Consider the following 12,325-nt stretch of genomic DNA (forward strand, 5'->3'; position numbering starts at 1 on the left):
CCGCTGTGACGCACGGGACACGTGGCCCACCGCACGCACGGTTATCCACAGCCTCCCGCGTGAGTGTCGGGCCGACTGGTTAGTCTCGAAGGCGTGAGCAGGCTCCAGGTCGTCAGCGGCAAGGGCGGGACCGGAAAGACGACGGTCGCCGCCGCACTCGCGCTGGCCCTCGCGACCCAGGGGAAGCGGACGCTTCTCGTGGAGGTCGAGGGTCGGCAGGGCATCGCCCAGCTCTTCGAGACGGAGGCGTTGCCCTACGAGGAGCGGAAGATCGCCGTAGCACCGGGCGGCGGTGAGGTCTACGCCCTCGCCATCGACCCCGAACTGGCCCTTCTGGACTACCTCCAGATGTTCTACAAGCTCGGCGGGGCCGGCCGGGCGCTGAAGAAGCTCGGCGCGATCGACTTCGCCACCACCGTCGCGCCCGGCCTCAGGGACGTCCTCCTGACCGGCAAGGCGTGCGAGGCGGTGCGCAGGAAGGACAAGGCGGGCCGGTTCGTGTACGACTACGTCGTCATGGACGCCCCGCCGACCGGCCGCGTCACCCGCTTCCTGAACGTCAACGACGAGGTGGCCGGGCTCGCCAAGATCGGCCCGATACACAACCAGGCGCAGGCCGTGATGCGGGTGCTGAAGTCCAAGGAGACGGCCGTGCACCTGGTCACGCTCCTGGAAGAGATGCCGGTCCAGGAGACCGCCGACGGCATCGCCGAACTGCGGTCCGCGCGGCTGCCAGTGGGCCGGGTCATCGTGAACATGGTCCGGCCGGAGATTCTGGACGCGGCCGACCTGGAACTCGTACGGACGGTGCCGCGCACCGCCGTGGCGCAGGCGCTGTCGGCGGCCGGGCTCGGCGGGGCGCGGCGCGGCGGGAAGGCCGGGCAGCTGGTGGACCCGTTGCTCGCGCAGGCCGGCGAGTACGCCGAGCGGTACGCGCTGGAGCACGAGCAGCGCGCGGTCCTCGCCGAGCTGGACCTGGAGCGGCACGAACTGCCGCTGCTCGCTGAGGGGATGGACCTGGCGGGCCTGTACGAACTCGCCACCGAGCTGCGGGAACAGGGGATGTCATGACTCCGGATCCGGACCCGGCCCAGGACCCGGCGCAGGACGGCGCGCGCCGGCTGGCCCACGCGCCCGCGCTCGACGTCGACGCGCTGCTCGACGACCCGAACACCCGGATCGTGGTGTGCTGCGGCTCGGGCGGCGTCGGGAAGACCACCACCGCGGCGGCCCTGGGCCTGCGGGCGGCGGAACGCGGCCGCAAGGTGGTGGTGCTGACCATCGACCCGGCAAAGCGGCTGGCGCAGTCCATGGGCATCGACTCGCTGGACAACGTGCCGCGGAAGGTGAAGGGCACCGAGGACCGGGGAGCGGCGACGCGCGGCGGCTCGGCCGCGGGTGACGGCGAGCGCAGGACGGGCGGCGAGCGCAGGGGGGACGGCGAGCGCCGGACGGGCAGCGAGCGCAGGGCGGGTGGCGAACTGCACGCCATGATGCTCGACATGAAGCGCACCTTCGACGAGGTTGTGGAGGCGCACGCGGACGCCGAGCGGGCGGCCGCCATCCTGGCCAACCCGTTCTACCAGTCGCTCTCGGCGGGCTTCGCGGGCACGCAGGAGTACATGGCGATGGAGAAGCTGGGCCAGCTGCGGGCCCGGGACGAGTGGGACCTGATCGTGGTGGACACCCCGCCCTCCCGCTCCGCCCTGGACTTCCTCGATGCGCCGAAGCGTCTTGGTTCCTTCCTGGACGGCCGCCTGATCCGCCTGCTCACGGCGCCGGCAAAGCTCGGCGGCCGGGCCGGCATGGCCTTCCTGAACGTCGGCATGTCGATGATGACCGGCACGCTCGGCAAGCTGCTCGGCGGGCAGTTGCTGAAGGACGTGCAGACGTTCGTGGCCGCGATGGACACGACGTTCGGCGGGTTTCGCACCCGCGCGGACGCGACGTACAAGCTGCTTCAGGCGCCCGGTACGGCGTTCCTGGTGGTGGCGGCTCCGGAGCGGGACGCGCTGCGGGAGGCCGCGTACTTCGTGGAGCGGCTGGCCGCGGAGGACATGCCGCTGGTCGGTCTCGTCCTCAACAGGGTCCACGGCAGCGGCGCCGACCGGTTGTCGGCCGAGCGTGCGCTCGCCGCCGCGGAAAATCTTGAGGCCTCGGAGAATCCTGAGGCCGCGGAAAATGCCGAAGCCGCGGAAAATCTTGAAGAGCCCCGCATTGTCGATCAGGGTGGCGGGAAAGCTGGACTTCGTAACTCTCCCGACACGTACGGCAGTTCCGAATCACCCGCGCCCGTGCCGTCCGCGTCCCGGCCCGACGAATCCCCCTCGTCAGGGCCTGAGGACATGACTGACGAAGCCCCCTCGTCAGAGGCGCCGGACCGCACCGTCGACCAGCTCACTGCAGGCCTGCTGAGGCTGCACGCCGAACGTATGCAGCTGCTCTCCCGTGAGCAGCGCACGCGTGACCGCTTCACCGCGCGCCACCCCGAAGTGGCCGTGGTCGAAGTGGCCGCGCTGCCCGGCGATGTGCACGACCTCGCGGGACTGCGGGACATCGGCGACCGGCTCGCGGCCGGCCGGCCGGAGCTGCCGTAGACCTTTGCGGCGCGGACCGTTGCGGTCTGGGACCGTTGCGGTCTGGCTCGCCGTAGACGGCCTGTGGGGCCTAGCTCACGGCCGCGTAGTTCTCGTACACCTCGTCGCTGTCGAGGGGGACGATCCCGGTCCCCCGCTCGTACTCCGAGCGCGCTGTCTCCAGGAGCCTGCGCCAGGAGGTCACGGTGGGCCGCCTGCGCAGCAGTGCGCGGCGCTCCCGCTCCGTCATGCCTCCCCACACGCCGAACTCGACGCGATTGTCCAGCGCATCGGCCAGGCATTCAGTGCGTACCGGACATCCGGTGCACACCGCCTTGGCCCTGTTCTGCGCTGCTCCTTGAACGAACAGTTCATCCGGATCGGTAGTGCGGCAGGCAGCCTGCGCACTCCAGTCGGTTACCCAGCCCATACCGGCGCCGTCCTCTCCCGAATCGAGGCTCCCCCACGGCGGCAGCGGCATATTCACCGCCGCCAGTTGAGGACGTTACGGAAGGCGGGCACAGCGCAACACCCCCTTCGGGCCCAATCTTGAATGGCCCGAACGGACTATGGGTAAGCGGCAGATCACCCGCGGGAGTGAGCTGGCGACATGCGTGATCATCACGGCAAACCGGGACAGCTGCGGCGCGTCACAACGGACGCCAGGTGACACACGAGGCGGATTCGGACACGCGACCAACACATCACCCGAAAAAAAGTGGGCTGGTTCCGGAACGATTCGGGGTCGCCGGACGTATTGATACGTGGCCGCACTGCTGTGACAGTTGAGAGCAGCTTAGGCCAAGGCCTGTACGCGTGTCCGGCGAATGGCAAGGTAGACCGTTCATGTCGTCGTGCCGTGCGCCGTGCCATGCGTGGTTCCGTGCATGGTTCCGGGCGTGGCGCCATGCGTGGTTCTGTGCGCCGAGTCATGCCTGCCGCACGCGCCTGGTCCCGTATGTCACGATCCGGCACTCGAACATCCCGAGAGCCACCCGCTCCCCCGGAACGCCCAGGACTACGGATTAGGCTGCCCCCATGCCAAAGAAGCGCTCGGGCGGTGGTCTGTCGACCACGCAGCAGGCCGCCAAGTTCCTCGGTGTCAGTGTGCTCGCGGGAGCCGTGATGGCGGGCATCGCGCTGCCCGCGGCCGGGGCCCTGGGCCTCGCGGCCAAAGGTTCGGTACAGGGTTTCGACGAGATCCCGGCCAACCTGAAGAGCCCGCAGCTCAGCCAGCGCACCACGATCCTCGACAGCAAGGGCAACCAGATCGCCCAGGTCTACTCCCGTGACCGCACGGTGGTGGACCTCAAGGACATCTCGCCCTACATGCAGAAGGCGATCGTCGCGATCGAGGACTCGCGCTACTACCAGCACGGGGCCATCGACCTGAAGGGCGTGCTGCGCGCGCTGAACAAGAACGCGCAGAGCGGCGGGGTGTCCCAGGGCGCCTCGACGCTCACCCAGCAGCTGGTGAAGAACTACTTCATCGAGGAGGCCGGCGACGACCCGACCAAGGTCGCCCAGGCCACCCAGCAGACCCTCGGCCGCAAGGTCAAGGAGCTGAAGTACGCGATCCAGCTGGAGGAGAAGCTCGGCAAGAAGAAGATCCTCGAGAACTACCTGAACATCACCTTCTTCGGCGAGCAGGCCTACGGCGTCGAGGCCGCCTCCCAGCGCTACTTCTCCAAGCACGCCAAGGACCTGAACCTGCAGCAGTCGGCCCTGCTGGCCGGCATCGTCCAGTCGCCCAGCCGCTACGACCCGGTCAACGACGAGGCCGAGGCCACCAAGCGCCGCAACGTGGTGCTGGAGCGCATGGCCCAACTGGGCGACATCTCCCAGGCGGAGGCCGACAAGGCCAAGGAGACCCCGCTCGGGCTGCACGTCACCCAGCCGAAGAACGGCTGCATCACCGCCGTCAAGGGCGCCGGGTTCTTCTGCAAGTACGTCGAGAACGTCTTCCTCAACGACCCGACCTTCGGCAAGACCTCCACGGCGCGCGCCAGGCTCTGGAATCAGGGCGGCCTGACCATCCGTACGACGCTGGACCCGCAGGCCCAGGACTCGGTGCAGTCCTCGATCAAGGACCACGTCTACAAGTCCGACTCGGTCGCCGCGGCCGCCACCCTGGTGGAGCCCGGCTCCGGCAAGATCCTGGCGATGGGCCAGTCGAAGCCGTACGGCTACAACAAGAACGAGACCGAGTACAACTTCTCTGTCGACCGGGACTACGGCGGCTCCAACTACGGCTTCCCGACGGGTTCGACGTTCAAGCCGTTCGTGGCCGCGGCCGCCATCGAGGGCGGCAAGTCGGCGACGCAGGAGTACTCGTCGCCGTACAAGATGAACTACCCGAGCCCCGTCCAGCAGTGCAACGGCAAGCAGTGGGTCAACACGGACGGCGAGCAGGTCCAGAACGAGAACGAGTCCGAGGTCGGGCCGTACCAGATGAAGAAGGCGATGGCGAAGTCCATCAACACCTACTTCGTCCAGCTGATCTCCGACATCGGCCTGTGCCCGGTGGTCAAGATGACCGACTCGCTGAACGTCCACCAGGGCGACGGCTCGAAGCTTCCGGAGACCCCGTCCATCGCCCTCGGCGCGATCGGCCTCTCCCCGCTGACCATGGCGAGCGCATACGCCGCCTTCGCCGACCGCGGCATGTACTGCACGCCGGTCGCCATCGAGTCGATCACCCAGAAGGTCGGCAACGAGCAGAAGTCCCTGGCCGTCCCCAAGTCGACCTGCTCGCGTGCGATGAGCGAGAAGACCGCCGACACGATCAACACCCTGCTGCGCGGCGTGATCGACTCCGGTACCGGTCAGCAGGCCGGTCTGGACGACCGGGAGAGCGCCGGCAAGACGGGTACGACGGACTCCCGCAAGAACGCCTGGTTCGTCGGCTACACGCCCAACATGGCCGGCGCGGTCTGGGTCGGCAGCGCCAAGCAGAACATCGAGATGACCAACATCACCATCGGCGGCGTCTACCACTCCGAGGTCTACGGCGCCGACACCCCGGGCCCGATCTGGAAGGACGCCATGACGGGCGCCCTGGAGGGCAAGTCGTCCGAGTCCTTCAACCTCGTCGACATCCCGGACGAGAACGACAAGGGCAACGGGAACGGCAACGGAAACGGAAACAGCAACGGGGGCGACGACACGGGCGGCCTGATCGGCGGTCTCATCGGCGGCACGACGGACGGCGGCACCTCCACCCCGACCCCGACCTACTCCTTCCCCGACGGCTTCATCCAGGGGAACGGAAACGGCGGCAACAACGGGACCGGCGGGAACCGAGGCTGACCTCGGGGTCCTCCGAGCTCCCCCGCCGAGTCCCCCGAGTCCCCCGGATCCTCCGTTACGACGGTGGGGCCGCACCTCTTCTCCAGAGGTGCGGCCCCACCGTCGTACTGCCGGACCTGCCGGACCTGCCGGACCTGCCGGACACCTGCCGGCCCCGCCGGACACCTGCCGGACCTGCCGGGCAGGTCAGCCCTGGAGGCGCTTCTTCACCGCGGCGGCGACGCGGCCGCCCTCGGCCAGGCCGGCCACCTTCGGGTTCACGATCTTCATCACGGCGCCCATGGCCCGCGGCCCCTCGGCGCCCGCCGCCTTCGCCTCCTCGACGGCCTGGGCGACGACCGTGTCCAGCTCCTCGTCGCTGAGCTGCTTCGGCAGGTACTCGGCGAGGACCCCGCCCTCCGCCTTCTCCCGCTCGGCGCTCGCGGCACGGCCGCCGTTCGCGAAGGCCTCCGCCGCCTCCCGGCGCTTCTTCGCCTCCTTGGCGATCACCTTGAGCACCTCGTCGTCGGAGAGCTCGCGCTTCTCCTTGCCCGCGACCTCTTCGTTGGTGATCGCAGCGAGCGTCATCCGGAGCGTGGCCGAGCGGAGCTCGTCGCGTCCCTTGATCGCGGCGTTGAGGTCGTCCTGCAGCTTCGACTTGAGCGTGGTGGTCATGGCACCGATTGTCGCAGGTGCCACCGGCCCGACGCCCGCCGATTTACCCGCTTCACGCATCGCCTCACGTACCGCCCGGTCTCTGAGCGCTCGCTCGGTCTGACACGATGGCTGTATGCGCGCTCGATACGGAGTACCCCTGGGAGTCGCGGCGTTCGGCGCCGCGGGTGTGTTGTACGCGGCCGGTTTCGAGGCCCGTTCCTTCCGCCTGCGCCGGGTGACGGTCCCGGTCCTCCCGCCGGGGATGCGCCCGCTGCGGGTGCTCCAGGTCTCCGACATCCACATGGTCGGCGGCCAGCGCAAGAAGCAGCGGTGGCTGCAGTCGCTGGCGGGTCTGCGCCCGGACTTCGTGATCAACACGGGCGACAACCTGTCCGACCCGGAAGCCATCCCGGAGGTACTGGACGCGCTGGGTCCGCTGATGGAGTTCCCGGGCGCGTACGTCTTCGGCTCCAACGACTACTACGGCCCCAAGCCCCGCAACCCCGCCCGCTACCTGCTGGAGAAGGTGAACGGCAAGCACGGCCTGAACGGCAACCCGCCGGTCGTCGGGGCGATCCACCTCGACTGGGAGGAGCTGCGGGACGGCTTCGACGGGGCGGGCTGGCTGAACCTCACGAACACGAGGGGCACCCTGAAGATCGAGGGCGTCTCGGTGGAGCTGACGGGACTGGACGACCCGCACATCAAGCGCGACCGCTATCCGCAGGTGGCGGGCGGCCCGTCCGGTACGGCGGACTTCTCGATGGGCGTCGTACACGCCCCGTACCTGCGCGTCCTGGACTCCTTCACGGCGGACAACTACCCCCTGGTCCTGGCCGGCCACACCCACGGCGGCCAGATCTGCGTCCCGTTCTACGGCGCCCTGGTCACCAACTGCGACCTGGACGCGGACCGCGTGAAAGGCCTGTCCACGCATACGGCGGAGGGCCGTACGTCCTACCTCCACGTCTCCGCGGGCTGCGGCACCAACCGCTACACCCCGGTCCGCTTCGCCTGCCCACCGGAGGCGACGCTGCTGACGCTGGTGGGGCGGGAGTAGGAAGCACCTGCCCCCCCCTCACCCCATTCACCCCTTTTAATCCATTCGGCGTAGACCAACGCGCCAGAAATGCCCTCTTCTCCCTACTTTGAGGGCATGACGACGACTCCTCCGATACCCAGGGACATACCCGACCTCCCCGCGGTTCCGGGCACGCCCGTACTGCTGCCCGGATACGTTCCCGCGACGGCGGTGGTCGCCCCCGTCCGCCGCCCCGTGACCGCGGTGTTCCGCCTCGTGACGGCCGCACTGGCGGCGGCCGGCGTGGCCCTGGAGCTGCTGCTGGGCAACCCGGACCGGATCATGAGCTACTTCGGAGTCCAGGCGGCGGTGCTCCTGACCCTGGTCAGCCTCGCCTCGGCCCGCCGTGCCTGGCAGGCGGGCCGCCCCCTGCCCTCGTCCCTGACCGGCGCGGCGCTCCTGTACGTGGTGATCTCGTCCCTGGTCTACCACCTGCTCCTGGGCCATACGACGCCCCCGTTCTCGATGACGGGCTCGACACACCTTCCGGTGGCCTGGCACGGCCAGTGGCTGGCCCTGCAGCTCCTCTACACGGCGGCTCCCGCGGCGGCCCTCCTGGACTGGCTGATCCTCACGCCCCCGGCCCGCCTCCACCTCCGCCAGACGCCGGCGTGGATGCTGTACCCCCTGGCCTACCTGACCTTCACCTTCGTCCGGGCGGAGATGCTCCTCCCCGGCACGCCGGGCCGCTACCTCTATCCCTTCCTGGACGCCGAACAGCACAGCTACCGCGCCACCCTCGCCAACGCCCTCCTCCTGGGCCTCTCCGTCTACGCCCTGGCAGTCCTCCTGGTAGCCCTGGACCACACCCGCCCGAACCCGGTCGGACGCCGCCCCTAAACCGGATTTCGTCTCCAGCCACCAGTGGGCTAAAGTAAACGACGTCGCCGCGACAAGCAGCAAAGCAGCGACACCGGGGTGTAGCGCAGCTTGGCAGCGCGCTTCGTTCGGGACGAAGAGGTCGTGGGTTCAAATCCCGCCACCCCGACAGTGAAATACCAGGCAAGGGCCTGACTCTCGGTGAGGGTCAGGCCCTTTCTGCGTCTCCGGTGACCGTTTGGGAGAATTCTGGGAGGGGCAGGGCCCTCACCGACGATGTCTGGGTCCACTACGGCTTCGCCGGCACCGGCATGTGGATCTCGCCTCGTCAGCAGGGTCGGGCCGTGCTTCTGGCCGACAAGCTCTGCTGTACCCGTGACCGTCAGCCCCTCACGGAGATCCGCAACGCCTTCCGCGAGGTGCCCTTCGGCTGACGGCCGCTGCGCAGCCGGCACACGCCCTCGTCGCTGCTTTCCTGACGACGCTCCGGGATGGCCCTGTCTAGGCGCGGGCCTTACCGGCGGCGGGATGTGCGCCGGCGTGGGGTGCGGTCATGTCGAGCAGCATCATGGCGTCGTGGTCGGGGGTGCCGGGTTCGGCGACGTAGATGCCCAGGCGGTGGCCGGGGGTACCTTCGAGTTGCATGCCCTGGAAGGCAAGGGTGATCTCGCCGACCTGGGGGTGGTGGAAGGTCTTCGGCTTCTGGGCGTGTCCGACTCGGGCGACGTCGTAGCGGTCCCAGAGTTTGGCGAAGTCGGGGCTTTTCAGGAGGAGTTCGCCGATGAGGTTGGCCAGGTCGGGGGCGTCCGGGTCGGTGCCCGCCAGGGCGCGAAGGCGGGCGACGCAGCCGCGGATCTGGGTGCTCCAGTCGGCGTAGAGGTCACGTGACTGGGGGTGGAGGAAGAGGTAGCGGGCGAGATTGCGCTGCCGGACCGGCCACTTCTCGATACCGGCGTACAGCGCGAGCGCGCCCGGGTTGGCGGCGAGCAGGTCCAGGGTGCGGCTGGTGACGTAGGCCGGACTCGGCCGCAGGTTGTCCAGCAGTAGCTTGACCTTGGGGCTGACAGTGCGGCTGGGGGCGGCCGGGGGTACCGACGGGTGGTGGGCGGCGCGGACGGCGAGGTCGCGCAGATGGCCCTGTTCGTCGTCGTCCAGCTTCAGGGCACGGCCGAGAGCCTCGACGACGGCCAGGCTGGGACGGGTCTCCCGGCCGCGTTCCAGCCTGGTGTAGTAGTCGATGCTCACCCCGGCCAGCGCGGCGACCTCCTCGCGGCGCAGCCCGGGGGTGCGGCGCACACCGGTCCCGGAGGTGAAGCCGACCTCGGCCGGGGTGATCCGGGTGCGCCGGGCTCGCAGGAACCGCCCCAGTTCCGTACCGCCGCCGTTCTGCTGCTGACGTTCGGGTGCCATGGCACCAGTGTGGCCCGCGCGCAGCGTGCCTGCCGCAGGCGAGGGGGGCCGCGCCACACCCCCCTTCGCGCTCCCCGGAACAGCTCGCCCTGCCGCGTGGCCGCCGCACCGGGCACGGTGTGGACAGGGAGCAGATCACCGACACGCTCCATCGCCCGGAACGCCCGAAGACGACCCCTTCGACGGCCGTCACCATTGAGACGAAGGCATCGCCCCATGGCCGGTCAGGGGAAGACCACCGCCGGGGCCAGACCCTGCACATCGTCGAGGGCATCGCCCTGCTGGGGAGCCGCGACGGCACGGTCATAGAGGCCCACGCCGGCGACACCCCGCAGACCTACCGGGCCGAGCAGGTCACCGACGACACCTGCCGGGCGCCCCGCACCCCCACCCGCTGATCACCCCGAAAGCACCGAAGGACAGGCACCCCCATGCGCGCAGCATTGCTTTACCAGGCCGGCGACGTCCGCGTCGAGGACGTCGCCGACCCCAGGATCCAGCAGCCCACCGACGCGGTCATCCGCATCGTGGCCGGCTGCGTCTGCGGCAGCGACCTGTGGCCCTACAAGTCCCAGCCGCTGACCGACCGGCCCCGCCAGATGGGCCACGAGTTCATCGGTGTGGTCGAGGAGACCGGCACGGAGGCGAAGAGCTTCAAGTCAGGCGACTTGGTGGTGGTCCCGTTCACCTACTCGGACGGCACCTGTGAGAACTGCCGCCGGGGCCTGACAACCTCCTGCGTCCACGGCGGCCCCTGGGGGGTCGGCGGTGTCGACGGCGGTCAGGGCGAGGCCGCCCGGATCCCCTTCGCCGACAGCACCCTGGTCAAGCTCCCGGTCGGCGCGGACTCCGAACTGCTGCCCGACCTGTTGACCCTCTCCGACGTGCTGTGCACCGGCTACCACGCCGCCCGCACCGCCCGGGTGAAGGCCGGCGACAGCGTCACCGTCATCGGCGACGGCGCGGTCGGCCTGTCCGCGGTCATCTCCGCGAAGCTGCTCGGTGCCGAGCGGATCATCCTCATGGGCCGCCACACCCAGCGCACCGACCTCGGGCGCGAGTTCGGCGCCACCGACGTGGTCGCCGGGCGCGGCCAGGACGGCGTCGCCGCCGTGCGCGAGCTGACCGGCGGCACCGGCACCGACCGGGTGCTGGAATGCGTCGGCCTCAGGGACGCCCTCGTGCAGGCCACGGGCGTGGTCCGCGACGGGGGCGTGATCAGCCGTGTCGGCGCCCCGCAGTATCCCGAAGTGCCGTTCGGCTTCCCCGAGTTCCTGCGCAACATCACCCTCACCGGCGGCGTCGCCCCCGCCCGCGCCTACATCGAGGAACTCATGCCGCACATCCTGAACGGCGACATCCGGCCCGGCCGCGTCTTCGACCGCACCGTGGCCCTGGACGACGTCGCCGAGGGCTACCGCCTGATGAACGACCGCGAGGCCCTCAAGGTCCTCATCCGCCCCTGACCAGGGTGCCTCCGCACCGCACCACCACTCCGCACAGCAAGGACACGGCCATGGAACGAGTGACTTTCCAGAACAAGGGCAACACGGTGGTCGGCAACCTGTTCAAGCCCGCCGGCTTCACGCAGGACACCACGTACCCCGCGATCGTGGTGACCCACCCCTTCGGCGCCGTCAAGGAGCAGGTCTCCACCACCTACGCCGAACTGTTGGCCGCGCAGGGCTTCATCGCCCTGGTCTTCGACGCCTCCTACCAGGGCGAGAGCGGCGGTGAGCCGCACTTCTCCGAGTTTCCCTCGGCGCGCGTCGAGGACATCCGCCGCGCGGTGGACTTCCTGAGCGTCCACCCCGACGTGGACGAGGACCGCATCGGCGCCCTGGGCATCTGCGCGGGCGGCGGCTACACGGTCAACGTGTCGCAGACCGAGATGCGGATCAAGGCGGTCGCGGGCGTGAGCACCTTCGACATCGGCTCCGCGCGCCGCGACGGCGTCGGCCACCTCGGCAAGCAGTCGGCGGTGTACCGCACCGATCTGCTCAAGCGGTCGGGCCAGGCCCGCACACGCGAGACGGGCGGCGGGGAGGTCGAGATGTTCTCCCTGATCGCCGACAACCCCAAGTTCGACATGAACGACCTGTCCACCATCCCCGTGATGTACCAGGAGGGGTACAAGTACTACTCCGAGATCGACCCCAACCCCCGGTTCATGGGCACGTTCGCCCTCTCCAGCCTCAGCCGGCAGATGGCGTTCTTCCCGTTCGAGGGGATCGAGCTGATCTCCCCGCGCCCGTTGCTGCTGATCGCCGGCTCCGAGGCCGACACGCTCTACATGAGCCAGGACGCCATCGAGAGGGCGAAGGAGCCCAAGGAGCTCCTCGTCCTCGACGGTGCCAGTCACATCGACCTGTACTGGAATCCCGAGTACGTCCCGCAGGTCGCCGACAAGCTCACCGAGTTCTTCGCCAAGAACCTCTGAGCGGCCGAGCGGATGCCGACCCGGCCACAACCAGGCGCGGCCCCGCCACCCGGA

Annotated in this window: 12 protein-coding genes and 1 tRNA gene; 10 read left to right on the forward strand and 3 right to left on the reverse strand. The window is 69.4% G+C overall.

Annotated elements, in window-relative coordinates:
• Positions 1 to 93 precede the first annotated feature (93 nt).
• Both ABZ887_RS11390 and ABZ887_RS11395 read left to right on the forward strand, forming a co-directional pair.
• On the forward strand, positions 94 to 1,071 hold the full coding sequence (locus ABZ887_RS11390) for an ArsA-related P-loop ATPase (RefSeq protein ID WP_361286224.1): 978 nt from the start codon (positions 94 to 96) through the stop codon (positions 1,069 to 1,071).
• The gene (locus ABZ887_RS11395; protein ID WP_361286227.1) at positions 1,068 to 2,597 is read left to right on the forward strand and encodes an ArsA-related P-loop ATPase; all 1,530 of its coding nucleotides are present in this window, start codon (positions 1,068 to 1,070) and stop codon (positions 2,595 to 2,597) included. The genes ABZ887_RS11390 and ABZ887_RS11395 overlap by 4 nt, the downstream gene beginning before the upstream one ends.
• A gap of 70 nt (positions 2,598 to 2,667) precedes the next feature.
• Here the strand turns inward: ABZ887_RS11395 and wblA are convergent, their stop codons facing one another.
• Positions 2,668 to 3,006, reverse strand: a complete 339-nt coding sequence (wblA, locus tag ABZ887_RS11400; protein WP_132856581.1) for a transcriptional regulator WblA — start codon at positions 3,004 to 3,006, stop codon at positions 2,668 to 2,670.
• 608 nt (positions 3,007 to 3,614) lie between these two features.
• Between wblA and ABZ887_RS11405 the strand changes: the two genes are divergently transcribed.
• Positions 3,615 to 5,885 carry a transglycosylase domain-containing protein gene (locus ABZ887_RS11405; protein WP_361286230.1) on the forward strand — a complete coding sequence of 757 codons (2,271 nt, stop codon included), beginning with the start codon at positions 3,615 to 3,617 and terminating at the stop codon, positions 5,883 to 5,885.
• Between the two features lie 186 nt (positions 5,886 to 6,071).
• Here the strand turns inward: ABZ887_RS11405 and ABZ887_RS11410 are convergent, their stop codons facing one another.
• Positions 6,072 to 6,539 carry a GatB/YqeY domain-containing protein gene (locus ABZ887_RS11410; protein WP_361286233.1) on the reverse strand — a complete coding sequence of 156 codons (468 nt, stop codon included), beginning with the start codon at positions 6,537 to 6,539 and terminating at the stop codon, positions 6,072 to 6,074.
• A 115-nt stretch (positions 6,540 to 6,654) separates the two neighbouring features.
• Here ABZ887_RS11410 and ABZ887_RS11415 point away from each other — a divergent pair, with 115 nt between their 5' ends.
• The 4 genes from ABZ887_RS11415 to ABZ887_RS11430 all read left to right on the forward strand — a co-directional run bounded on the left by ABZ887_RS11415 (position 6,655) and on the right by ABZ887_RS11430 (position 8,855).
• Positions 6,655 to 7,581 (forward strand): metallophosphoesterase, encoded by a 927-nt coding sequence (locus ABZ887_RS11415; RefSeq protein ID WP_361286236.1) that lies wholly within the window; start codon positions 6,655 to 6,657, stop codon positions 7,579 to 7,581.
• 96 nt (positions 7,582 to 7,677) lie between these two features.
• Entirely contained in the window at positions 7,678 to 8,442 is a 765-nt protein-coding gene (locus tag ABZ887_RS11420) for a Pr6Pr family membrane protein (RefSeq protein ID WP_361286241.1), read from the forward strand.
• 74 nt (positions 8,443 to 8,516) lie between these two features.
• Positions 8,517 to 8,590 (forward strand) — tRNA-Pro (locus tag ABZ887_RS11425).
• A gap of 61 nt (positions 8,591 to 8,651) precedes the next feature.
• Positions 8,652 to 8,855 carry a hypothetical protein gene (locus tag ABZ887_RS11430; protein WP_361286244.1) on the forward strand — a complete coding sequence of 68 codons (204 nt, stop codon included), beginning with the start codon at positions 8,652 to 8,654 and terminating at the stop codon, positions 8,853 to 8,855.
• Between the two features lie 67 nt (positions 8,856 to 8,922).
• On the opposite strand, the gene ABZ887_RS11435 is transcribed toward ABZ887_RS11430, so the two are convergent.
• Positions 8,923 to 9,831: a helix-turn-helix transcriptional regulator gene (locus tag ABZ887_RS11435; RefSeq protein ID WP_361286247.1), complete on the reverse strand. Its 909-nt coding sequence runs from the start codon at positions 9,829 to 9,831 to the stop codon at positions 8,923 to 8,925.
• Between the two features lie 119 nt (positions 9,832 to 9,950).
• On the opposite strand from ABZ887_RS11435, the gene ABZ887_RS11440 reads away from it, so the two are divergent.
• Genes ABZ887_RS11440 through ABZ887_RS11450 form a run of 3 tightly spaced genes read left to right on the forward strand, consistent with a single transcriptional unit; the run spans position 9,951 to position 12,271 of the window.
• Entirely contained in the window at positions 9,951 to 10,229 is a 279-nt protein-coding gene (locus tag ABZ887_RS11440) for a hypothetical protein (RefSeq protein ID WP_361286250.1), read from the forward strand.
• A gap of 33 nt (positions 10,230 to 10,262) precedes the next feature.
• Positions 10,263 to 11,297: an alcohol dehydrogenase catalytic domain-containing protein gene (locus tag ABZ887_RS11445; RefSeq protein WP_361286253.1), complete on the forward strand. Its 1,035-nt coding sequence runs from the start codon at positions 10,263 to 10,265 to the stop codon at positions 11,295 to 11,297.
• 50 nt (positions 11,298 to 11,347) lie between these two features.
• On the forward strand, positions 11,348 to 12,271 hold the full coding sequence (locus tag ABZ887_RS11450) for an alpha/beta hydrolase (protein ID WP_361286257.1): 924 nt from the start codon (positions 11,348 to 11,350) through the stop codon (positions 12,269 to 12,271).
• Positions 12,272 to 12,325: the final 54 nt, after the last annotated feature.

Origin of the sequence: Streptomyces sp. NPDC047061 (assembly GCF_040643955.1) — a bacterium.
In the GTDB taxonomy this organism is placed as follows: Bacteria; Actinomycetota; Actinomycetes; order Streptomycetales; family Streptomycetaceae; genus Streptomyces.